The 21,495-nt window shown below is 59.3% G+C and carries 20 protein-coding genes; 3 read left to right on the top strand and 17 right to left on the bottom strand.

Going from position 1 to position 21,495, the window contains the following annotated elements:
- Nucleotides 1-121: 121 nt before the first annotated feature.
- The 10 genes from Enr13x_RS10960 to Enr13x_RS10915 all read right to left on the bottom strand — a co-directional run bounded on the left by Enr13x_RS10960 (nt 122) and on the right by Enr13x_RS10915 (nt 7,828).
- Nucleotides 122-1,054: a F0F1 ATP synthase subunit gamma gene (locus tag Enr13x_RS10960; RefSeq protein WP_145386090.1), complete on the bottom strand. Its 933-nt coding sequence runs from the start codon at nt 1,052-1,054 to the stop codon at nt 122-124.
- On the bottom strand, nt 1,051-2,607 hold the full coding sequence (locus tag Enr13x_RS10955; protein ID WP_145386089.1) for an alternate F1F0 ATPase, F1 subunit alpha: 1,557 nt from the start codon (nt 2,605-2,607) through the stop codon (nt 1,051-1,053). Before Enr13x_RS10955 ends, Enr13x_RS10960 begins: the two co-directional genes overlap by 4 nt.
- Before the next feature lie 118 nt (nt 2,608-2,725).
- Nucleotides 2,726-3,487, bottom strand: a complete 762-nt coding sequence (locus Enr13x_RS10950; protein ID WP_145386088.1) for a F0F1 ATP synthase subunit B family protein — start codon at nt 3,485-3,487, stop codon at nt 2,726-2,728.
- Between the two features lie 6 nt (nt 3,488-3,493).
- On the bottom strand, nt 3,494-3,940 hold the full coding sequence (locus Enr13x_RS39540; RefSeq protein WP_315857030.1) for a F0F1 ATP synthase subunit C: 447 nt from the start codon (nt 3,938-3,940) through the stop codon (nt 3,494-3,496).
- Nucleotides 3,933-4,703, bottom strand: coding sequence for a F0F1 ATP synthase subunit A (locus Enr13x_RS10940; protein ID WP_145386087.1), 771 nt, complete (start codon nt 4,701-4,703; stop codon nt 3,933-3,935). Before Enr13x_RS10940 ends, Enr13x_RS39540 begins: the two co-directional genes overlap by 8 nt.
- Nucleotides 4,700-5,008: an ATP synthase subunit I gene (locus tag Enr13x_RS10935; RefSeq protein ID WP_145386086.1), complete on the bottom strand. Its 309-nt coding sequence runs from the start codon at nt 5,006-5,008 to the stop codon at nt 4,700-4,702. Before Enr13x_RS10935 ends, Enr13x_RS10940 begins: the two co-directional genes overlap by 4 nt.
- A gap of 39 nt (nt 5,009-5,047) precedes the next feature.
- Nucleotides 5,048-5,380: an AtpZ/AtpI family protein gene (locus Enr13x_RS10930; RefSeq protein ID WP_145386085.1), complete on the bottom strand. Its 333-nt coding sequence runs from the start codon at nt 5,378-5,380 to the stop codon at nt 5,048-5,050.
- The gene (locus tag Enr13x_RS10925; protein ID WP_231744207.1) at nt 5,377-5,772 is read right to left on the bottom strand and encodes a F0F1 ATP synthase subunit epsilon; all 396 of its coding nucleotides are present in this window, start codon (nt 5,770-5,772) and stop codon (nt 5,377-5,379) included. The genes Enr13x_RS10930 and Enr13x_RS10925 overlap by 4 nt, the downstream gene beginning before the upstream one ends.
- Nucleotides 5,769-7,154 carry a F0F1 ATP synthase subunit beta gene (atpD, locus tag Enr13x_RS10920; RefSeq protein ID WP_231744206.1) on the bottom strand — a complete coding sequence of 462 codons (1,386 nt, stop codon included), beginning with the start codon at nt 7,152-7,154 and terminating at the stop codon, nt 5,769-5,771. The genes Enr13x_RS10925 and atpD overlap by 4 nt, the downstream gene beginning before the upstream one ends.
- A 170-nt stretch (nt 7,155-7,324) precedes the next feature.
- Nucleotides 7,325-7,828 (bottom strand): CBS domain-containing protein, encoded by a 504-nt coding sequence (locus Enr13x_RS10915; RefSeq protein ID WP_145386083.1) that lies wholly within the window; start codon nt 7,826-7,828, stop codon nt 7,325-7,327.
- A gap of 488 nt (nt 7,829-8,316) precedes the next feature.
- Between Enr13x_RS10915 and Enr13x_RS10910 the strand changes: the two genes are divergently transcribed.
- Nucleotides 8,317-9,246, top strand: coding sequence for a PAC2 family protein (locus Enr13x_RS10910; RefSeq protein WP_145386082.1), 930 nt, complete (start codon nt 8,317-8,319; stop codon nt 9,244-9,246).
- 195 nt (nt 9,247-9,441) lie between these two features.
- On the opposite strand, the gene Enr13x_RS10905 is transcribed toward Enr13x_RS10910, so the two are convergent.
- Nucleotides 9,442-9,708, bottom strand: a complete 267-nt coding sequence (locus Enr13x_RS10905; RefSeq protein ID WP_145210059.1) for a Sec-independent protein translocase subunit TatA/TatB — start codon at nt 9,706-9,708, stop codon at nt 9,442-9,444.
- 2 nt (nt 9,709-9,710) lie between these two features.
- Nucleotides 9,711-9,941: a twin-arginine translocase TatA/TatE family subunit gene (gene tatA / locus Enr13x_RS10900; RefSeq protein ID WP_145386081.1), complete on the bottom strand. Its 231-nt coding sequence runs from the start codon at nt 9,939-9,941 to the stop codon at nt 9,711-9,713.
- A 434-nt stretch (nt 9,942-10,375) separates the two neighbouring features.
- Here tatA and Enr13x_RS10895 point away from each other — a divergent pair, with 434 nt between their 5' ends.
- Nucleotides 10,376-10,804 carry a TIGR03067 domain-containing protein gene (locus Enr13x_RS10895; RefSeq protein ID WP_145386080.1) on the top strand — a complete coding sequence of 143 codons (429 nt, stop codon included), beginning with the start codon at nt 10,376-10,378 and terminating at the stop codon, nt 10,802-10,804.
- A gap of 410 nt (nt 10,805-11,214) precedes the next feature.
- Here Enr13x_RS10895 and Enr13x_RS10890 read toward each other — a convergent pair whose 3' ends face one another.
- The 3 genes from Enr13x_RS10890 to Enr13x_RS10880 all read right to left on the bottom strand — a co-directional run bounded on the left by Enr13x_RS10890 (nt 11,215) and on the right by Enr13x_RS10880 (nt 17,097).
- Complete coding sequence (locus Enr13x_RS10890; protein ID WP_197455941.1) at nt 11,215-14,910, bottom strand: serine/threonine protein kinase; 3,696 nt, start codon at nt 14,908-14,910, stop codon at nt 11,215-11,217.
- A 152-nt stretch (nt 14,911-15,062) separates the two neighbouring features.
- Entirely contained in the window at nt 15,063-15,671 is a 609-nt protein-coding gene (locus Enr13x_RS10885) for an RNA polymerase sigma factor (RefSeq protein ID WP_145386078.1), read from the bottom strand.
- A 328-nt stretch (nt 15,672-15,999) separates the two neighbouring features.
- On the bottom strand, nt 16,000-17,097 hold the full coding sequence (locus Enr13x_RS10880) for a hypothetical protein (RefSeq protein ID WP_145386077.1): 1,098 nt from the start codon (nt 17,095-17,097) through the stop codon (nt 16,000-16,002).
- Between the two features lie 99 nt (nt 17,098-17,196).
- On the opposite strand from Enr13x_RS10880, the gene Enr13x_RS10875 reads away from it, so the two are divergent.
- Nucleotides 17,197-18,246: a sugar phosphate isomerase/epimerase family protein gene (locus Enr13x_RS10875; protein WP_145386076.1), complete on the top strand. Its 1,050-nt coding sequence runs from the start codon at nt 17,197-17,199 to the stop codon at nt 18,244-18,246.
- 183 nt (nt 18,247-18,429) lie between these two features.
- Here Enr13x_RS10875 and Enr13x_RS10870 read toward each other — a convergent pair whose 3' ends face one another.
- Nucleotides 18,430-19,671 carry a DUF1501 domain-containing protein gene (locus tag Enr13x_RS10870; RefSeq protein ID WP_145386075.1) on the bottom strand — a complete coding sequence of 414 codons (1,242 nt, stop codon included), beginning with the start codon at nt 19,669-19,671 and terminating at the stop codon, nt 18,430-18,432.
- A 183-nt stretch (nt 19,672-19,854) separates the two neighbouring features.
- Nucleotides 19,855-21,228: a DUF1549 domain-containing protein gene (locus Enr13x_RS10865; protein WP_145386074.1), complete on the bottom strand. Its 1,374-nt coding sequence runs from the start codon at nt 21,226-21,228 to the stop codon at nt 19,855-19,857.
- Nucleotides 21,229-21,495: the final 267 nt, after the last annotated feature.

Here is a 21,495-nt window from a genome sequence, read left to right as displayed (position 1 = left end):
GGAATCGGGGGAGAGGGGAGCCAGGGTGATTCATGTTCCCTTCTCGATTTAGCGGTATTGGGCTCGCGCCCTGTTGCTAACAAAAAACACCCCGTTTGGTGTCGATTTCGCTGACAACGGGCTAGAAATTTTCGCCACCGGAGAGGGCTTCGAAACCGCTGACGACGTCCAGCAATTCTTCGGTGATCGCCGTCTGTCGAATCTGGTTGAACGCGCGGGTCAAATCGTCCAGCCGATCCTGGATACTCCTTTCCGCCACTTGCATGGCCGCGATGCGACTGGCATTCTCGCTGGAGAGGGATTCGGCACACGACCGGTAGAGCGAAACGAACAGGTACTGGCGGACGATGCAGGAAAGCAACCGGCGGCGATCGATCGTAAAGGTCGGCAAGGAGGACGATTGCCAACGCTGCTGACTCCAGCGCCGATATCGCTCGGCACCGATCGGCAACAACACCAACTGGTTCGGCAGACTCGCCGCCCCCACCGACCGGCGGTTGTAGAAGACCAGCAGACGAGAGATCTCCGATTGCTCGCGCCAATGCTGGACCGCCAACAGAAGGTCTTGGACCAGCGGCGTGATCTCGGAAACGGACGCCGGAATGCTGAGGGTTCGCTCTGGAGCAAGCCCGATCTCCTTCAAATGCCCTTCCACCCGCGTGCCGACCGCCAACACTTTCCACGCCCCGGAACCTTGTCCGGAATGCGACCGCGACCGATTTTCATCGGCGACGGATCGTTCGTGGGCGGCCAACACGGTTGTCGCAATGCGTTCATTGAATTGACCGCACATGCCCTGATCGGTTCCAAACACAATCGCGCCGGTTCGAGTCGCTCGGTGGGCATCGGCGGCGAATAACAGATCGCCGTGCCCGGTGTCTCGCAAGACGATCTGAAACCCCATTTCGACGGTTTGGTTGTATTGCGCCAGCGCGTCGGCGGCTCGCTCGTATTGACGAATACTGACGGCCGCCAGCGTCTTCATCGTCTTGACCACCGATTGCATGTCGGTTGCCGTTTCGATCTTCGCGCGCAAATGCTCCAGCGTGTTCATGGGCCAACCTGGACGGCTTCAGCAATCGCCCGATGCACGAACCGTTTGAGCCGCTGGAAATCTTGATCATCCAGCTTGTTCCCGGCCAGGATTCGCTCGCACACCGCGGGGCATTCCTGTTGCAGGGTGCTGTGGATCCACTGTTCCGCTTGGCGGATCTGATCGACCGGCAACGAATCAAACGCACCGGATGTCAGTGCCACCATCGATCCGATTTGCTGGGGAACGGACAGCAATTCGTGTCGTGCTTGCTTGAGGACTTCGCGGACACGCAATCCACGGTCCAGTGTGGCGCGGGTGTCTTCATCAAGTTGGCTGCTAAAGCGGGCGAATTTCTCCAACTCCTCGAATTGCGAATAGGCCAGTCGCAGGTCGCCGGCCACGCGCCGATAGGCCGGAAATTGTGTCTTTCCGCCGACTCGCGAGACCGATCGTCCCACATCGACCGCGGGCAGGACGCCGAGGTGAAACAGTTTCGGAGACAGATAAAGTTGTCCGTCGGTGATCGAAATCAGATTGGTCGGGATGTACCCGGACACGTTCTGCGCCTCGGTCTCGATGATCGGCAACGCCGTCAACGATCCGCCGCCGAATTTTTCTCGCAGGTGTGTCGATCGTTCCAGCAGCCGCGAGTGCACAAAAAAGATGTCACCGGGAAACGCCTCACGCCCCGGGGGACGACGCAGCAGCAACGAGACATGACGATAGGCCCTGGCGTGCGAAGTCAGATCATCATAAACGATCAGCACATCTCGGCCCTGGTGCATGAAGAATTCGCCGATCGTCGTGGCGGCATACGGGGCGATAAACTGAACACCCGGCGGCGCGTCATCGGCACCGATCACCACAATCGAATGTTCCATCGCGTCATGGGCGCGCAGGGTCGCGATGACCCGCGCGACGTTCGTGCTGCGTTGCCCGATGCTGCAATAGACACAGATCACGCCGCTGTTGCGTTGGTTGATGATGGTGTCGACCGCAATCGACGTCTTTCCCGTCTGACGGTCGCCCAAAACGAGTTGGCGTTGGCCACGACCGATCGGGATCAATCCGTCGACGACTTTCATTCCCGTCTGCAAGGGCACCGAAACGCCCGCACGACGCATGATTCCCGGGGCCGGGCGTTCGCACGGCATCCGCTTCAGCCCGGCCAGACGATGGCCGCCATCCAACGGTCTGCCGAGCGGATCGATCACTCGCCCGAGCAGCTCCGCGCCCACCGGCGTGTCCAGCACGCGGCCGGTCCGCTGGACCGTGGTCCCCGACTGCAACGACTCGCCTTCATCCAACAACACACATCCGACACGATGACGGTCCAGATTGAATGCGAAACCGTATCGATTGTCGGCAAACCGCAGCAATTCGTCGGATTGGACATTCGGCAATCCGTCCACGGTTGCGATCCCACGGCTGACTTCGACCACGGTTCCCGTTTCACACGCATCGACTCGCGCGTCACGCTCGGTGACCACTTGCTTGAACAACGTCGCCGTCTCGTGAATCAGATCACGAAACCCGGTCGTCGCGGCATCGGTGGGGGCGTGGTCGTTCATGGGTTACTCAGGTGTGTTGATCAATGTCTGGTTCTTAGGCGAGATTCACCGTTCGACCTCCCCTCGCTTCGCTCGACCCTCCTGCCAGGAGGGTGACTGCTGCGCAATCACGCATCATCTAGCCGTGCCTCCCCAAACGCGTGGCGAAATCTGCGTTGATGCCCCGTACGAAGTCGTCCACGTTCCACCGGATGCTGTAGCCTCCGGCGTCCAGTTGAATGCCACAAATCAAGTCAGCCGATCGCTGAAACGCAATCTCGCCTGGATAGCCGAGCGTCTCGCGGACGACCGCGCACAACCGATCGCGGACGTCGTCCGGCAATTCAAACGCGCTGCGGATGCGAACCTGCGTCGCATCGTCGGCCAGCAGCGTCGTGATCTCGTCGCGACGTGCGTCGTCCATCTGCTTGATCCGCTGGATAAACTTTTCGACGACGCGTGTCTCCAAGTCTGCATCGGCCAATTCCATCAACGTGTGACGCGCCGAATGCATCGCCATCTCCCCGAATGACTCACGCACCTCATCGGCCGACTCGGCTTGCTCGCGCGTCAATCCATCCAACCACTGGCTGCGTTTCTGTTCAACGTCGTCACGCGCTTCCCTGGTCAATCGCTCGCGGTGTTCGTTCGATTCCCGCCGCGCGTCTTGAAGCATGGCTTCGCGTTGCTGTTCGAACTCGGCCATCTGTTGCTGGTACGAGGCGACGGTCTCGTTCGCTTCGGCCAGTTTCTCATTGGCGTCATTCCAGCGCCGGGAAATCTTCGTTTCGCGCTGATTCATCGCCGCGATGATCGGCCCGTACAACAACCACCGCAACAACCCGACCAGAATCAGGAAGTTGATGATCTGTGCGATAAAGGTAAACCAATCGATGGTCATGACCGGCTACTGGGTGAAATGGTTCCAAAACGGGTTGGCGAACAACAGAATCATGGCGACGACAAAGCAATAGATCGCGGTGGATTCGATCATGGCCAAACCGACGAACAGGGTACGGGTGATCGTGTTGGACGAATCGGGTTGTTGAGCGATCGCGCTGAGGGCTTGGGCGACCGCTCGGCCTTCGCCGAACGCCGGTCCGATGGAACCGATGGCGATCGTCAGACCCGCGATGACGATCGACCCCAAGGCGATCAGCCCCAGGTTGTCGATGCCGCCCTGGCCTGTGCCGGCAGCGGCGGATTGGGCGGGTGACGCTGCATCACCAGCGAGTCCGATCGCTTGCTCGCCGCCGGCGTCGTCTTGCGCCCGGGCGGCGGGCTGGCTGACACCGGCGACCCCAACGATCAGGATCGCCGCCAACAAGAAAACGGGGACGCGATGACTATTCATGATGCTCTCCGGCAATTCGGTAACCTGGGGAATGTTCGTTCATTTCAGCGTCTGTCGCTTTCGACGTCGGCTCACGCTGGCGATAAACGGTCGTGGCCGAAGCGATGTAGACCATCGCCAAGACCGCAAAGATGTACGCTTGGATCAATCCCGTCAGCAGCCCCAGCACTTGCATCAAAATCGGGACAAACAACGGAACAAACCCGATCAAGATCGCGGCGATCACGGTCCCGCTCATCATGTTGCCGTACAGTCGAACGGCCAACGCGAGCGTTCGGGAAAATTCGCCGATGATGTTGAAGGGCAACATCAACGGGGTCGGGCGAAGGTAGTGTTGCAAGTAGGCGCGTGGTCCCTGAACCGCGATCCCATAGATCGGCACGGCGATGAACACACACGTCGCCAGCGCCGCGGTCGTCGACAACGATGCCGTCGGCGGTTGATACCCGGGCACGATACTGAGCAGATTGGCGACGCAGATGAACAGAAACAGCGTGCCGACAAAGGCCAGGTACTGGCCCGGATCGCGACCGCTGACCTCGCGAATCTGGTCTCGCATCCCACCGACGACCACTTCCAACACGTTTTGGAACTTGGGAACTGTCGTGTCGGTGGACAATCGACGCGTCACCCACCACGATCCGATCGCCAACAAAGCCATCACGCCCCACGTGAACGTGATCGTGGCGTTGATCTTGACCATCGGCCAGGCTTCGGATTGCCAAAGCACCCATTGGTCGACCGAAATCTGCACTCCGCTCATGGTCCGCTCCGTTGGGCCGCGGTCGCCAAGCTGGGTTCCCGCCCCAAAAATCGCAGCAGCGCGATCCGCGTGATCAGGAATCCTAAGAAACACGCCGCAAACGTCTGCCAAACGCCGTAGGCGGCAAAGCCGGTGAACACCAGCAGCGCGATCACCATCCGGGTCGTCAGGCTGGCAAAGTAGATCGCCAGCGGTCGCTGCGATGTCGACAGGCAACGGAGCGTCCACCAAAGGCCGCCGAAATAAAAGACCGCAAGCATGGCGCCCAAGCCGGCGGCCAAGATGATTTCGATGGATTCAAACATGATTGCCTCTCCCCCAATCCCTTGCTTTATTGCCTTGATTTATTGCCTTGATTCGTTTTGACTCTCGCGGGAAACCCAACGCCACGCGTTGAAACAACCCAACGCGACGCCCAACACCAGCAGCATCAACGTCCACGAGAACCGACTCGGAAACCGATGATCGATCCAAATCCCGGTCGCGATCCCGGCGAGCGCGGGCAGCGTGACCGACCAGCCGACCAAGCCGAACGTCCCCAAGCCGAACCAGATCGTTCGGTGGACCTCCTCCCGCGCCCTTAACTTTCGTTGTTCCCGCGTCGAAACGTCGCGTTCCAGATCACTGTGAAACTCTTCCGCTGTGTCGCTCGGCCGGTCGTGATCGGAATCGCTCATCGCACTTCTCCGCTCAGTTCCAAATAGCCGCGCAAGAAACTCGCTTCCAACTTGGCCACCGCCGCGTGTGTGGCCCGCTCGCGTTCATCGATCGATTCGAATTGTTCGCGAACGGTGCGTTGCAGTTTCCCCAAGTCCCCGCCTCGGACCGCTTGGCGAACGGAAACCATCACGGTTTGGCCTTTCTTGACCAACAACCCTTCGCCGACGGCGACAAAGTGCTCGTTGCCATCGCTGTCTTCGAACGCCAACAATCCGGGCACGAGCGCCGAAAAGAAATCGACGTGGCGGGGCAGCAAACAAAAACTTCCGTTCTCCGCCTCGGCGATGACCTTGACCACGGGCTCGTCCGTCAAGACTTCGTTGGGCGTTTGGATTTTCAGCTGCATCATGGTTCCGTGCCCCGGACTTGATCGATCGTCCCGATCATGTAGAGCGAACGCTCGGGGACGTCATGAAATTCATCATCCAAGATTCGCGTGCATCCTTCCAGCGTGTCTTGAATCGGAACCGTCTTGCCTTTGGCGCCGGTGAACTGCTCGGTGGTGATGAACGGCTGGGTCAGAAACCGTTCGATCCGCCGGGCGCGATTGACGGTGCGTCGGTCGTCTCGCGAAAGTTCCTCCATGCCCAGCATGGCGATGATGTCTTTCAGTTCCTCGTAGTTGGCCAGGGTTCGGCGGACATCGCTGGCGACTTGGTAGTGGTTCTCGCCGACGATTTGCGGCAGCAGCATTTCCGAGGTCGACTGCAGCGGATCGATCGCCGGATACAGCCCCTCGGAGGCGCGTTTACGGCTCAACACGACCGTCGCCGAAAGGTGCGAGAACGCGTGCACGGCCGACGGATCGGTAAAATCATCGGCCGGCACATACACCGCTTGCACCGACGTGATCGCCCCCGACGCGGTCGAACAAATCCGTTCCTCCAACTCCGCCAGATCGGTCGCCAGCGAGGGCTGGTACCCGACACGCGACGGCAGTTGGCCCATCAACCCAGAGACTTCCATGCCGGCTTGGATGAACCGGAAAATGTTGTCGATCAGCAGCAAGACGTCCTGCCGCGCGTCGTCGCGAAAATATTCCGCCAACGTCAAAGCGGCGTGACCGACGCGAAAGCGTGCCCCCGGTGGTTCGTTCATTTGACCGAACACCATGATCGTGTTGTCACGCACCCCGGCCTGGCCCATTTCCCGGTACAGTTCCTCGGCTTCGCGACAGCGTTCGCCGATGCCACAAAACAGACTGACGCCCGAATGCTTGGAGACCACGTTGTGGATCAACTCGGTGATCAACACGGTTTTGCCGACACCGGCACCGCCGAACAGCCCCGCCTTGCCGCCGCGTTCCAGCGGCGAGAGCAGGTCGATCGCCTTGATCCCGGTTTCGAAAACTTCGGATTGCGTCGCGCGTTGGGCGATCGCCGGCGGCGTCTGGTGAATGCTGCGACGCGGCAGCTCGTCCAACCGCTCGTCGTCATCGATGGGCTGACCAAACACATTGAGTGCCCGACCGAGCAACTTCTTTCCCACCGGCACGCCGAGTGGTCGTCCCAGATCACGGATGGCGGTGCCGCGCGCCAGCCCTTGCGTGGAATTGAGCGCGATGCCACGGACGGTGTGCGGATCAAGTTGCCCGGCGACTTCCACCACGACCTCGCCATCGGGCCCCGTCCGCAACTCATGATTGATCGCCGGCAGCACATCGTCAAAGTGTGCGTCTATGACACTGCCTCGCACAGAAACCACACGGCCCAGGTTGACCGGGCGATTCACTTTTCTGTCGTTCGATGCAGCCGTAAACATGATTCACCGCGAATGGGACAGCGCTTGCGGCCGTGGCGTTCTGGACGCAACGTCACCGCAACGTTGCTGGTGGCAAATACTGTGCCGCAGTGATCCACCGCAGTGAAACATCGCCGCGGCAGCTGTGCGTCATCGCGCGATCAACCGGTGACAATGAACCGGTGGTTCATGATCTTGTGGACGTCGACGGGGAACCGTTCTCGGTCACTGGAGCGATTCCATTTGTGGTAGAAATCGTCGAGTGCGTGAAGGATATCGCGGCGGCTGATGATCCCCAGCAGATGTTGATCCCCGTCGACCACGGGCAGATGGCGAAATTGGTGACTCATAAAAATCGACGTCAACGCAAACACGTCGGTGTCGGGGCCGACGCAGGTCGGATGTTTTTTCATGATCGTGGTGGCGGTCTGCGTCGGGCTGGGATTGCCGTAAAACATTTCGTTGGCGAGGAATTCCAGGCAATCGCCTTCGGAGATGAAGCCCAGCAGGTGCTTCACATTGCCGTCGTGTTTGACCACGGGGGCGTTCGAGATCTTGTGTTTCAACAAGAACGAAACAATCTCCCCCAACATCATCTCGGGCGGAACGCATTGGACGTGCGTGTTCATGATATCGCGGGCCGTCGGCGTCTTTTCGGTGTGCATCGGAGCTCTCACGGTGGATGAGTCGGTTGGGAAGACAGCGAGACAGTGGGGCAATCGCTGTGCCAAATCGGCCGTTGTGCGGTTGGAACAGACGCGGGGCGTCCGAACGCCGGCGTGAATCCAATGCCACCTCCTTTGACACTAGGAGGGGTGAATTTTGTTAGCGGCAGGGCGCGAGCCCTCCGGTCTTTCAATGCATTTTCAAGACGACACCGGACGGCTCGCGGGCTGTCGTTTTTGTGAGCCGCGCGCCGCGTAAGCGGCCGGGCACTGCGACGCTGCCCGAGGCCTTACGGCCAGCGGCTCACCATTGACTCAGCAGGTCCCGACTAAATCGACAGCCCGCTCGCGCCGTTCCGCTAACATCATCCGCTTTCGGTTAGCGGCAGGGCGCGAACAACCTGATCGTGTTGGCGCGCTGTTTGCTCAAGCTAAATATGCCGACCGACGAGCCAATTTGGCATCCTGTTTCCACTTGAACACGATTGATGAGCGAAGCAACGAAATCGAAACGTCCGTGGTTGGTCGCCGTGTGGCCCGGAATGGGGCACGTTGCAATCAGCGCGGGATATTATCTGATGGCCAAATTGGGCATGCAGTATTTGGGCGAATTCACGCCGAACGGTTTGTTTGATGTCGACTATGCGATCATCAAATCGGGGATCGTGCAAAAAACGCAGCGGCCGCGGAGCCGATTTTTCATCTGGAAAGCCCCGGACGACAAACGCGACATCATCGTCTTCATCGGCGAAGCCCAGCCGCCGCTCGGCAAATTTGAGTTCTGTGAAAAACTGATCGACTTTGCCCGCGACCAGGGTGTCGAACGCGTGTTTACGTTCGCCGCGATGGCGACCGACATGCATCCCGAACACGAATCACGCCTGTTCGGGGCGGCCACGGATCAAAAGACGCTGAAGGAACTCGATCGCCCCGAAGTGCGTTATTTGGAAGAAGGCCACGTCAGCGGGCTCAACGGCGTGCTGCTTGCCGCCGCCGTCGACAAGGGCATGGAAGGCGTTTGCCTGCTCGGCGAGATGCCACACCTGTTTGCCCAACTGCCGTTCCCCAAGGCTTCGCTTGCGGTGCTGGAAGTGTTTGCCGAGATGGCCGAAATTCCACTCGACTTCACCGAGTTAAAAGAACAAGCCCAGGCAATCGAACAGCAGCTCGGTGAGTTGCTGGCGAAGTTCAAGGAAAAGATGAAAAGCAACGAGTCCGGCGCGACCGAATCATTTGAGCACCCAAACGACAATGAGGAAGAACTTGCCGAAGCGGACCAGGCGAGAATCGAAACCCTGTTCGCCCAAGCCGCCGATGACCGCTCGAAGGCTTACGAACTGAAGAATGAACTCGATCGGCTGGGCGTGTTTGAGGAGTTCGAAGATCGGTTCCTGGACCTGTTTCAGCGTCCGGAGTAAGTGGAGTATCCAACTCGTTCCAAGGCTCCTGCCTTGGAACGCAATGTCGGTGTGGCTCCCGCCACACGCGGTTCACGGCCAGGAGGCGGGAGCCTCCATTACAGTGTGTTCCCAGGCGGGAGCCGAGGAACAAGAGGGGGGTATTGGCCTCGCTGCGTGGGAATGGCTTCCCACGCAGGCACACGATCGATCGGCTTAAGACGGTGGTGTGAACTTGGGCGCCGCCGGCTCGGAAGGTTCCTCATCATCGTCGGGTTCGACCTTCGACGATTCGTAAGGATTGAGCGCCTTGGTCGCTTCATACTCGGCGGCGCGGAACTCTCGCTGGACCTCGTTGAGGCGACTGCGGAATTCACGATAGATGCCGCCCGCTTTGCGAGCCACGTCGGGAAGATTGCCGCCGAACAAGACGACTGCGATCACCCCGATCACCATCATTTCAAAGGGACTGAGCCCGAACATTTCTATTCGTCCGATTTGTTGTCGGACAGTTCATCGTCGTCGGACGACTCGTTCATGCCACGCTTGAACTCGTTGGCGCTTTTGCCCAGGTTACGCATCAAACCGGGCAGTTTCGCTCCGCCGAACAACAACAGGGCCAAGAACAACACGATCAACATTTCCGGCATGCCGGGAAATCCGATCGCGAACAGTCCCATCGCGTACAGACCGCTTGCAACTCCACATACAGACATCGTTTCGCTCCAAAAGAGGCTTGAGAATCAAAAACCCTCACGCACAAGTGCGGCGAAAGCGGGTCGGTCGGTTGGGCTTGTCCGGGTCACAAAGCGGACTTTGCGAGGATTCCGGGGCCATCAACCACCTCCAGGACCGTCGTGTCGGGGGCGGGCGTGGGATTCACGGGGTCGAATCTCCACCGCCGCATTTTATTAAATCTCCGCCGCGAGTCAAAGCCCGGAACGGCCGGTCGCGGCAATTCCTGGACGGATAGTGTCGTCAGGCCCCCCGCAAAACGTGGATGATCGTTGGCGTCGCCGGCGTTCGAGCCGACGCGGCGATGCCGCAACACCGCAATTCACCGTTTGAGATCCCGCAACGGCGATCAGAAACCGCTCAGTCGGTACAATGCTTCCGTTGACGACATCTCCCCCTCTCTGCGGTACCCCCCATGCGATTTCAACTCCCGTTGCTCGTTCTGTTTTGCGTCGCTGCCCTGATCTCCAGTCCTGACGCAGGAGCTGCGGACAAGGGGCTGGAAGCACTGCAGGGAAATTGGACGGCCGAAGTCGAAACGGAGAACGGCAAGAAAAAGGCGACGCTGCGTGTCGACGGAAAGAAGATCCGGTTCGATGGTCCGGAGGGCAAAGAATGGTACGAGGGAACCTTTGAAATCGATGCCAACGCCAAACCGAAACGCATTTCGGTTCGCATCGAAGATTGCCCGATCGAGCAATTCAAAAAGCAGATTGCCGAAGGCATCTACACGCTCGACGAAGACACCTGGACGGTCTGCGCGACCGCACCCGGCGCCCCCGAAGGCCCATCGGGGTTCGACGACGAAAAGGCCAGGACGATCGAGTTTAAGAAGGAAAAGTAGAAAGTGTTCGTGCATGGCGCTGGTGTCTAGCCTTCAGAGACCGTCCAGCTTAAGGCTAGCGTGAAACGCGACAAATCGGAATGATCTGACCGAATGGGTGAGAGGTGGTCGGCGGAGGGGTGTACGACGTCCTTTCTAGGTCTTCGCGCAGAGCCCCACGGGCGACGGCCCGGAAGGGCCATCGTACATCCGAAAAGCGACCGTCCTAAGCTGGACGGTCCCTTCAGCCAATTCCCTGTTGCTGCTTCGCAGCGACACGTGGCGGCTAACGCCCAATACCAACGTGCGATTTTCGACCCCGCGTCGGTGTTGTTGCACCGATCGGGACAACGATCTTATTCCTGACGACTTTGGCGAAACCAATCCTGGAGCCTGGGGATATCGGGTCCGCTGGCGCGAAGCGGGTGGTGTCAGTCAACGATCAACGATTGTAATGCGATCCGTTCCCGCACCATCTGCTGGGCCGTTTCCACCACCGTTCGCAGTTTTTCGCTGGCCGGTCCCTGAGAATCCAAAGAGGACTCGAAGAATTGCAACGCCTTTGCTGCGTCCTCGACCGGATTAAATTCGTCAGCATAGAACGGGATCACCATGACATACCAATCAGACCTCGTCGACAAGTATCCCGGATGGTTGAGTGTTCGATGGATCTCATTGAGCAGTGATTTTGGGGCAGCTTTCTTGAAACGATCGAACGCATCGCGATAGCGGTCGGACATTGTCCAGTAAATCTTTTCGCGAACATCGGCCGGCATTGAAAAGTGAGTGGCCAGGAAATCCCAACACTCTGAAGTGCCGAAATCCTTGTCGTGTTGGGCTACCTGAATCGCCGCGACCAGCATCTGTTCCTTCAGTTTGGATTGGCCGAAGGTCGCCAAGGACTGACCTTCCAAGGTTGTCTTGTTCTCCATGGCAGAAGCAACCTGCACCACGACATACCGTCGCAATCGTTCGTTTTCGGCGATCGGGTCGTCCATCTCCATGCTCAGGTGCAAGGCGGAGTCCATTGCCAACTGGCGCACGTGCTGCTGCGTCGAAAAGGAAAGGTTTGCCGTGGGAGTGATCGGCGCGAGCGAATCGACAAAATTGAGAAGTTCGTCGGAAATCACGCGAACATACTCGCGCCCCTGCTCGGTGCTCGCTTGATCTTTGATCCACGTGTCCGACCGTTCGCCTGCGACCAGGGTACCGAAGCCTGCATCGGTCGACTGAAGATAGTTGTACAAGACCCACACTGCGGCCGTTTGGCTGTTGGTGTTCCCACCGGAGAGTTCACTGCGTATCGCATCAATTCCGGGATTGGGGCAATATCTCGGAAACGTCTCGAGAAAGGATGACATAAACGAATGCGATGGATTGGGATCACCTTTGCCACCGGCCACGATTCCGCCGAGCCGTCGAGCCACCGACAACGTCTTGTTTGCCGCTGCCAAACGGGTCTGTGTATCTGCTTCCCGCGACAACGTTTCGACCGCCCGCATGGCTTCCCCGAGTGATGCGACATCACGTTCTCGCTCCAAAGCCTCCATCCAACTGGCCAAGTCGCGGCCTTGAAAGAGCGTCTCGGGGGCAGAATCGGCCGATTCATCCTGCGCAGCACCGAGACTCTGCATCCCGTATCCTTCCATGGCGGCACCATCACTGTCAGTGGGATCACCCGCGTCGTTTGGAACAAACCCCTTTTCCCAATCGCTGCGTTCACTTTCCGGAATCGAGAGGATCACACGGGTCAATTCATCGTTGGCCTCCTGGGAGAGTCCCATTCCCAGACTTCCGGGCATAACGATCAAGACTTCACGCGTCCTCGTGGCCGCGCCCTTTTGTTGATCAACCGGCATTCCGGACCAGGCATCCGCCGTCGCCAGGCTGAGACAACATCGAATGAGCTTGTTGGTGGTAAACTTGGAAATCGTACCGTCCATTGCCGCGCCGGGATATCCGCCGCCGAATCCGCCCATGCCGCCACCGCCCATGCCGCCACCGTACATGCCACCTCCACCAGCTGAACGGACGCGGCGGTGCAAGCAGGTGATCACGGCGGCGCGACTGTTCACATTGCCTTCGATCAATTCTTGCACCGAGCTTTCATACCAAACGTCGAACGAAGGCTCGGCAAACACTTCGGTCAAGCACCACATGAAATGTTCCGACGGCGTGATGGCTTGATCGTTCATGCCGGGCAGCGGGGGCAATTTACGATTCAGCCCGCCGAACTCACGAGCGCGTTCCAGCAATGCTTTGACAACCACCTCGCTTTCCGACGCGTTCGACATGCTACGGCGCGACAAATCCTGCAACCCACCGATCGCCGCATAAATGGCTTCACCGAGTGGCTCCATCTCAGTTTCGGTTCGAATCTGTTCGATCCAATGCGAAAGCGATTTGCCGCCGAACGAGGCGAAGTCCATCGCCGAGCCGGCGGGTATTTCGACGGATCCGTTTGGTGCCGGGGAAACGCCAGGCCCTCGTACAGCATGCAGTGGAATGCCCGGGTCCAAATCTTCGGCTCGCACCGAATCGAGACTCGGCGTTGGGGCCTCCACCAGAGACTGGCCTCTCGGTTCGATTCGCTTGACGACATCAATCGACTGCCCTGTCCCGCGACCGATCGTGACGACGTCGTCGCTGAGCGCGAGCGCGTCACCGCCGCCGACGATCTCCACCTGATACGTGCCCTTGTGCAGCGTCTTTCGATTGTCCTTTCCCGATTCGATCGTCAGTTGATCGACGACCTCGTCCCCTTGCTTGACCAAAACGGTCAAATCGTCGTGCTCGGAGTGGATGACCAAATCTCCACGATCGGTCTGGATCTTGATCACGATCGTGGCGGCGATCAGACACAGCGCCGCCGCAGCCCCCATCAACCAACGTTTGATTCCCACGCGATCTTTGGAACCGCCGGAATTGACAATCGACGGCAGCAAGGTGCTGCGTGGCAGATCGTCGGCGGAGTGTTTCCGAACCGCGTCACGCAACAGACGTTTCAAATGACTGGGTTTCGTCATCGACTCCAATTGCCGAGCCACCTCCATCGCCGATGCCGGTCGCTTGGCCGGATCACGTGACAACATGCTGGCAACAAAACTGACGACATCACGATCGACGTCGTTGCGGATGGCGTCGAGCGGCTTGGCATCGCTGCTGGTGATCGCCAACACCTGCGCCGCCAACCCGCGCTCGGAGCGGTGCGGCGGATGGCCGGCGATCAAACGGTACAGGGTCGCGCCGAGCGAATACATGTCGGACTGGGGACGCACGTCACGACTGTCGGCCAATTGTTCTGGCGCCATGTACGGCATCGTCCCCATCACGTGTCCGACGGTGGTCAGGCGATCGTCTTTAGCGAGCGGGTCATCGCCGTCGAGCACCAGACCGAGATCCAATAGTTTGATGGTCCCAGATTGAGTCAGCATCAAATTGGACGGTTTGATATCGCGATGCACCAATCCGCTGTCGTGGATGTGGGCCAAGCCGAGCGCCGCTTGACGGACGATTTCGCAGGCGTCGGCAACGTCCAGCTGGCCAATGCGCCCCGCCACGCGACCGATGTCCAGCCCGTCCAGATACTCCATCACCAAGTAGTGCCAGCCCGCTTCGTGTCCGGCATCGGTGGCGCACACGATGTGGGGGTGTTCCAGCGACGCGATCGTCGTCATCTCGCGATCAAACCGGTCCAACCAGCCGGCTTGGGTGACGCGTTCGGGCGGCAACAACTTAATCGCGCAGCGCCGTTTCAGCCGTTGATGTTCGGCCAAGTAGACGGCCCCCATCCCGCCACTGCCGATCAATTCCAACAGCCGGTAAGGCCCGAGCATTTCAAACGGGGGCGGCGGAGCGGCGGTCGCGGGCAAGATCGCCGACGATTGCTGCAAGAGTTGCTGAAGCGCGACCTGGCACGCGGTTTCGTTCTGCACTCCGGCCCGAGCATCGTCCTCAGAGGACTTTGATTCGCCGACCGCTTGCAACCCGCCGTCGAACCGTTCCGCGGCCGTGCGACAGGTTTCACAGGTGTCCAGATGCGAGATCGCCGAATCAAACTGCTCCGGGGGCAATTCCCCTTCGAGCACTCGTCGCAATTCATCTGGTTCCAAACAGTTACGTCTCATGGCGATCATCGATGGGCTCCCGTCGTGTGTGCAATTCTCGGCGAGACTCACCCGCCGCTACACCCAGACAACGGAGCGATTGGACAGTGTTTTTCAAAATATTTTGTAGGAGGAGCGTTTGGGAAGAAATGGTCAAAATCTTCCTACCCACCTCATTCCAACCCCTTCATCTCCAGCTGCAGCCGCTGCAACACCCTGGCCCGAGCCTTATAAACCGCCCATTTCGAAACGCCCATCTCCTCAGCGACATCCAGCGGCGGACGTCCGATCACAGTGGTCTCCCAAAACATCTGCCACGTCCGCTGGTCAAAGCACTGGCGCAGCAGCTCGATCATCCGGCGACGGGCGTCGAGCGAATCGGCTTGAACCGTCGTCGGAGGATCATCGGCATCGATCGCCTGGGCGTCGGCAATCTGCAGCAAGGCCAGATTGGCCGCCGTGCCGCCGGCGGCCCGTTCATCGGCAGCGATCCGCGCCCGGTCGCGGATTTTGTTCCGTGAGATGGTCCACAGCCAGCCGCGAAAGGTTGCGCCGTCGCGTTCGCCGTCAAACCGAGACAGCGCCTTGGCGACCGACGCAAACGTGTCTTGCATCACATCGGCGGCGTCGGCCGCCTGGCAACCACATCGCCTGGCCCAACCGTAGACGATCGGGCCGTAGACCTGGGCGAGTTGTTTCCAACTTTCCGCATCACCCTCGCGTGCACGCGCGAGCATGGAAGCGGAGGTGGACGGTTCATCGCGAAAGTGGGTCGAATGCATACGCGCATTGTAGCTTGCGCGCACAGGCAGATGCGAAGGATCGAGGTCGCCCTTCGTTCACGCAACAAAAAAACCCTCCCAGGAAAACGTCGTGCAGTTTTCAAGTCGTTGATAGTTAGCGGGTTTCGTCACTCTCCCCCTGGGAGAGTCGAGCGCAGAGAGGAGAGGGTTTGCGTTGTTCTTTGGGGTCGCCCATCAAGAGTGAAGTGAACACCGCGATTCACCGATCGACCTCCCCTCGCTTCGCTCGACCCTCCTGCCAGGAGGGTGACTTTCAAACTGCACGACGTCCTCGAGTAAATGTTCGACGAAGTCGGCTCCAAACCGGCTACGGCAGCTCGATCGTTTGCAGTGCCAACGTCCCTTTGACGTCGACGATCGCAACGGCGTGGCTGGCGTCGAACTTGTCCATCTGCTTGACGCCGGAGAGCGACTCGATCGTTTCAAATTCCTGGCCTGCGGTTCCACCACCACGAACGGGTTCGGACAGACCTTGATTTTCCCCGATGCCTTCGGTGCTGATCTTCATCATCCCGCGAGCGGAGTTGTTCATCAGGATCGAAGTCTTGCCGCCCTTTTCGTAGACGACCATGTCCAAGGGTTGGTTTCGATTGCCGAGTTCCGCGACGGTGGTGCCGCGAACCTTGTCCGAACCGTCAAGTGCTTTGACGGGAAAGCGGACCAACGGGGTGCAGGTAAAACCGGCCAACAGACTCGGTTCACCGTCGACGACCATCGGCAAGAAGGTCTGGATCGTCGCATCTTCAACACGACCATGGGCGGCGTGGAAGATGTCGACGCTGGTCGTCACCGTGTTGTCCGCGAACGGGAACGGGAACTCGATCACCCGCGAAGGCGAATCGCCGGCCGACAAGCCCGTCACCATGACTTTTCCTTCAAAGAACGCGACGTCGGTGATCGACGAATTGCGGGCGTTACGGGTGCGTCCGCGCCGCGTCACGTCTTTGTCTTCCGGCGGATTGGGCAACGCCTTGGATGCGTGATGGATCTTGTCCAAGTTGACTTTCGTGATCTCGCTTTGATCGTCCACCTTTAACAAGTGAACCTGACCACCGGCGACGATGCTCAAGAACACGTTGCCCGTGTCCGGGTTCACCGCCAGCTCACCGATTTCCACATCGCCTTCCAATCCCAACGACGATTTGATTGCGGCTTGCAGATTCGCGATCGATGGGCCGCTGCTGCGGGTGCCGGCGTCTTCGGTGTCAAGCGCGTAGACCGTCGCGGCTTTGGGATCGCCGACCAACAATACGCCGGACGTGGCGAACGTCATCGGACCGACCGACTGCAACTCGACGGGCCCGAGTGTCATGCCGGTTGGGGCTGCGATGACAGCCGACGCGGCCAACAAAACCGCAAAACAGCAAGCGGACAACGCTCGTCCAAATGGTAGAACGGTGGGCATGTTAGAATCCTTGGTTGAAAAAAGGGGAGGGAGACTACACCGGTAGCACTCTTACCATAACGGATCCACCGAGACGAATACACAAAGAGGAATGACCAGATGGCAAAGACAGATCAAAATCGTTGCGTCCCCTTGGGACAGAACCGTACGGTCAGCCGCCGAGATGCCATCGCCGCCGGGCTGGCGACCACCGGAATCGCCTTCGCCACGTCGACAAATGCACAGGAGGCCGCGTCCCCACCGGCCGCTTCGGTCAAAGACGATCGAAAATCTTCGCCGAAACGCTATCGAGCCAAAAAATCGATCAACCAATGGGCGTTCCCCTATCCCGATCGGATGTCGCTTCGCGAATGCATGCAACTTGCCAAAGACGCCGGATTCGACGGGATCGAACTGAACTACGATCTCGACAATGACCTTTCCCCCAAAGCGTCGACCAAGGACCTGGTTGGGATTCGCAACCTGGCCGATGAAATTGGAATCGAAATCAGCGGTCTGTGTTCGTTTTTGTTTTGGCCCTATCCGTTGTCTAGCCTGGATGCCGCCAAGCGAAACCGCGGCATCGAGCTGGCCGGGCTGATGGCCGATGCGGCGGCAACGATGAAGGTCGAGAACTTGCTGGTCGTCCCCGGCGCCGTTCACATCCCTTGGCGCGACGACCACACGCCCGTGCCCAATGACAAATGTGAAACCCTGGCGCGGGAAGCCGTCGGTTCACTGGTCAAGGGAGCCGAAAAGAAAGGCGTGTCGCTGAACATGGAAAACATCTTTTTCAACGGCTTTTTGATGACGCCGATGGAGATGAATGACTTCGTCGATGGGTTCGGCAGCGAGAACGTGCAAGTCCATTTCGACACCGGCAACATCTCCATGTTCCAGCACGCCGAGCACTGGGTGCCGATCCTGGGCCGGCGGACCAAGAACATTCACTTCAAAGAGTTTACCAAGAAAGGAACCGACTACTCGTTGGAAACCTTCCGCCCGCTGCTGGACGGCACCACCAACTGGCCTGCGGTGATGGAAGAGCTGGAGAAGATTGATTATGAAGGTTACGTGACGTTTGAGTACTTTCATCCCTATCCGCACTACCCCGAAGCCCTGATCTACCAAACGTCTGATTCGCTCGATCGGATCTTGGGACGAATCTAGACGCGAACGCGACGAAGACCAGTGATCTGGTCGATTGAAGGTGATGCGGTCAGCGGAATGTTGTACGACGTCCTTTCTAGGTCGTCGGGGCGAGCCCGACCGACGACAGCCCGGAAGGGCCGTCGTACTCGAAAAACCGGTCGCCCTAAGCTGGACGGTCCCTGAAGCCTGCACACCAGCGTGCTAAAAGACCCCTTGGATCAACTCCCCTCCATCGGTCGCGGACGTCGGGCTTCCAAAGGTGGTCGTGTACTCTTGGTCCGCATCGACACCCATCAAATTCATCAACGTGTACATCAAGTCGGCCACACTGCTGGGCTGTTCACTGTGATCCAGCCCGTCGCTTCCCGTCGAACCGATCACGCGTCCGCCGATGCCTCGCCCGGCCAACGTCACCGGAATGGACCTCGGGTAGTGATCGCGTCCGTTCTGCCCATTGATGATCGGCGTGCGTCCGAATTCGCCCATCCATAGGATCAAGGTGTCGTCCCAAAGCCCATTGGACTTCAAATCGTCGATCAGCGCGATCCAAGCCGGCTCGAGTTGCTGACACAAACGCTTGACGGCGGGAACGTTGCCGACATGCGTGTCCCAACCCGGCATTTGGACTTCGACGTATCGCACTCCGGCCTCCAGCATCCGCCGCGCCGCTAGAACATTGCGTCCGAAATCGCTTTCGCCGTAGCGGCTGCGCGTTGCCGCATCTTCTGCCGAGACATCGAGCGCGTCGGCGAACGAAGACTTCAACAATCGGCGCACCGAATCAATTTGCTCCGTCCGTTGCCGAATCCGTGCAGTCGGTCTGCTCGTGTCAGACCGCTGATTCAACTCGGCAAGCAAGTCCAAACGATCGCTACGGCGATGAACACGTCGAATCGTCTCAATCGTTCGCCCCAGATCGCTCACGACAAAGGGCCCATGGCTGGTCCCCAGAAACGCGGGACCATAAACCTGACCGCCGAGGGTGACGAACCCGGGCACCTCTGTCGTCGGACGACTCGAGGACACAAATGATCCCAATGCCGGTCGCGGAAACGAATCGATGCGCTCATATCCGGTGTGCAACAGATGGGACGCGCGTTCGTGTTCGCCTTGTGCCGAACCGACCGATCGAATCACACACAGGTCATCGGCATACCGGGCAAGTCCCGAGAGTGTTTCACTGATCTGCATCCCGGGAACGTTGGTCGAGACAGCCCGCAACGGGCCGCCCGTCTCGGTTCCGGGTTTCGGGTCAAACGTCTCCATCTGGCTCGGTCCGCCTTGCATCCACAGCGTGATACAACGTTGAAACGGAGCAGGCTTTCCCGAATCCGTCTTGGCGTTGGCGGACCGTGCGACCCGATGCCCCAGCCACGTCGAAATCCCGGCGGCGGATCCGGCCCGCAGCCACTGACGACGATCGAAACGATTGGAATCCGACATGCTTCACCTTAAAATGGAGATTATCACCCTCGTTCCCAGGCTCCCGCCTGGGAACGCACTTCTCGCGAGGCTCCCGCCTCGTATGCTCGGAGGCGGAGCCTCCGGACCCTCCCGTTCCAAGGCGGAGCCTTGGGACGAGCCTGCGGCTCGGGGAACGCAAGCTGGAAGCTTACGCCCCTTTTATCAATGACTAAATACAAATTCGTTCCCGTGTAACAAGACATACAGGAGATCGCTGCCGGGCACGTCGGCCAGGCGTTGACGTTCCCATTCATCGGGGCGTCGCGACAGTGTCGCGCGAAAGATGGAATCCAGGTCACCGCTCGGCGTAGACGTCTCGGCGGCGAGTTCTTGAAGCAATCCTTGACTGGTTCGTTGTAACGCAAGCGGGTCGGTCGCTCCCGTCTCGACTTCCGATCGCCCCATGAACTCCACCGCCATCGTGTTCAGGCGTTCGGGCGACGGCAGATCACGATGCATCACCGTCGCATACGACGCGATCAACTGCTCGGGCAGCAATGGCCGGGGAATTCTCGCGGCAAACAACTCGACCGCCTCGTCCCGAACCGTTGCTTCGGCGCGCGGTGCGGTGCGGGCATAGGCGTCACTGGCGGCGATGGTGCGGATCAATCCACGCAAGTCAAACCCGTTGCCCCGCAACTGGTCGGCCAAGGCTTGATGAAGCTCGGGGACGCTCGGCGGGTGAGCCTGGCTGAGGCCATCGACGGGGTCCACGATGCCGCGACCGATCAGCAATTGCCAAACCCGATTGCCCATCGCTCTGGCAAAGGGCTGGCAGCGGACGGTCATCAAGGCCAGCTCTCGTCGCCATGCGGCCGTGCGTGGTCGCGATCCGGTCAGAAACCGAGGTCCGGCCTCCGCGGCACCGGCTCCGGAATCAACGACACGAATGCCTCCGGAAACCTCGCGCAGGGAGATGGTTTGAAAGAATCGCCGCATCGCCGTGTAGTCGTCTTGCGTCCAACGATCAAATGGATGGTCGTGACAGCGGGCACAGTCCAGCTGGACGCCCAGAAAGATCCGCGACACGGGCGTCACAGGGTCTTCGCGATTCCCCACCAGAAAGTTGACGTGGCCATCCAGCGTGGTCACCCCTTCGGCTGAAATCAGATCGAATGCGATTTGGTCGAGTGGCTTTTCCTGCTCCAATTGTGTTTGGAACCAGCGCCGCAGCGCTTCGCGATCGACTTGCCGCGCGTCGCCGCGTCCGATCAGAATCGTCGTCCAAAGTTGTGACCAGTATCGCGAGAATTCGTCCGAATGCAGCATCCGGTCGAGCGTCTTGCCGCGGTCTGGCAAAGCGTCGAAACGGGCCAGTTCGTCGGCAGTCGGAACGCGCCCGAGTAGATCCAGGCTGATCCGGCGCAAGTACGTGTGGTCGTCACAACGTTCGGTCGGCGTGATCCCTGCTTCGCGGTGGACGGTGGCCAAGATCGCATCGATCGGAGCTTCGGTCGCCAGTGACGTTGCCGCGCCGTGACTGGTCATCACGGCGACGGCGAGCAGTGTGGTGTGGATCGCTCGATGGAGTTTCATGGTGAGTTTCTCTGCAATTAGGTCTGGAAACAGACGAGCACCGATCGCCACACAACACGACTCTCGCACCCTCGGAGGCGGAGCCTCCGGAGTATCTCGTTCCAAGGCGGAGCCTTGGGACGAGCCTGCGGCTCGGGGAGCGCAAGCTGGAAGCTTAGGCCACTTCCCTCGTTCCCAGGCTCACGCCTGGGAACGCACTTCACGCGAGGCTCCCGCCTCGCCACCCTCGGAGGCGGAGCCTCCGGAGTATCTCGTTCCAAGGCAGAG

Source organism: Stieleria neptunia, assembly GCF_007754155.1.
Classification (GTDB): domain Bacteria; phylum Planctomycetota; class Planctomycetia; order Pirellulales; family Pirellulaceae; genus Stieleria; species Stieleria neptunia.
The sequence above is the reverse complement of the archived record's forward strand: the minus strand, read 5'-3'. Positions and strand labels throughout refer to the sequence as shown.

Excerpts from the sequence above, each read along its gene's own strand:
- tatA (WP_145386081.1), bottom strand. The coding sequence starts at position 9,941 with ATGTCTGTATGTGGAGTTGCAAGCGGTCTGTACGCGATGGGACTGTTC.
- Enr13x_RS10875 (WP_145386076.1), top strand. The coding sequence starts at position 17,197 with ATGGCAAAGACAGATCAAAATCGTTGCGTCCCCTTGGGACAGAACCGT.
- Enr13x_RS10950 (WP_145386088.1), bottom strand. The coding sequence starts at position 3,487 with ATGACCATCGATTGGTTTACCTTTATCGCACAGATCATCAACTTCCTG.
- Enr13x_RS10905 (WP_145210059.1), bottom strand. The coding sequence starts at position 9,708 with ATGTTCGGGCTCAGTCCCTTTGAAATGATGGTGATCGGGGTGATCGCA.
- Enr13x_RS10895 (WP_145386080.1), top strand. The coding sequence starts at position 10,376 with ATGCGATTTCAACTCCCGTTGCTCGTTCTGTTTTGCGTCGCTGCCCTG.
- Enr13x_RS10915 (WP_145386083.1), bottom strand. The coding sequence starts at position 7,828 with ATGCACACCGAAAAGACGCCGACGGCCCGCGATATCATGAACACGCAC.
- Enr13x_RS10865 (WP_145386074.1), bottom strand. The coding sequence starts at position 21,228 with ATGAAACTCCATCGAGCGATCCACACCACACTGCTCGCCGTCGCCGTG.
- Enr13x_RS10940 (WP_145386087.1), bottom strand. The coding sequence starts at position 4,703 with ATGAGCGGAGTGCAGATTTCGGTCGACCAATGGGTGCTTTGGCAATCC.
- Enr13x_RS10955 (WP_145386089.1), bottom strand. The coding sequence starts at position 2,607 with ATGAACGACCACGCCCCCACCGATGCCGCGACGACCGGGTTTCGTGAT.
- Enr13x_RS10910 (WP_145386082.1), top strand. The coding sequence starts at position 8,317 with ATGAGCGAAGCAACGAAATCGAAACGTCCGTGGTTGGTCGCCGTGTGG.
- Enr13x_RS10885 (WP_145386078.1), bottom strand. The coding sequence starts at position 15,671 with ATGCATTCGACCCACTTTCGCGATGAACCGTCCACCTCCGCTTCCATG.
- Enr13x_RS10960 (WP_145386090.1), bottom strand. The coding sequence starts at position 1,054 with ATGAACACGCTGGAGCATTTGCGCGCGAAGATCGAAACGGCAACCGAC.
- Enr13x_RS10870 (WP_145386075.1), bottom strand. The coding sequence starts at position 19,671 with ATGTCGGATTCCAATCGTTTCGATCGTCGTCAGTGGCTGCGGGCCGGA.
- Enr13x_RS10925 (WP_231744207.1), bottom strand. The coding sequence starts at position 5,772 with ATGATGCAGCTGAAAATCCAAACGCCCAACGAAGTCTTGACGGACGAG.
- Enr13x_RS10935 (WP_145386086.1), bottom strand. The coding sequence starts at position 5,008 with ATGTTTGAATCCATCGAAATCATCTTGGCCGCCGGCTTGGGCGCCATG.
- Enr13x_RS10880 (WP_145386077.1), bottom strand. The coding sequence starts at position 17,097 with ATGCCCACCGTTCTACCATTTGGACGAGCGTTGTCCGCTTGCTGTTTT.
- Enr13x_RS10890 (WP_197455941.1), bottom strand. The coding sequence starts at position 14,910 with ATGAGACGTAACTGTTTGGAACCAGATGAATTGCGACGAGTGCTCGAA.
- Enr13x_RS39540 (WP_315857030.1), bottom strand. The coding sequence starts at position 3,940 with ATGAATAGTCATCGCGTCCCCGTTTTCTTGTTGGCGGCGATCCTGATC.
- Enr13x_RS10930 (WP_145386085.1), bottom strand. The coding sequence starts at position 5,380 with ATGAGCGATTCCGATCACGACCGGCCGAGCGACACAGCGGAAGAGTTT.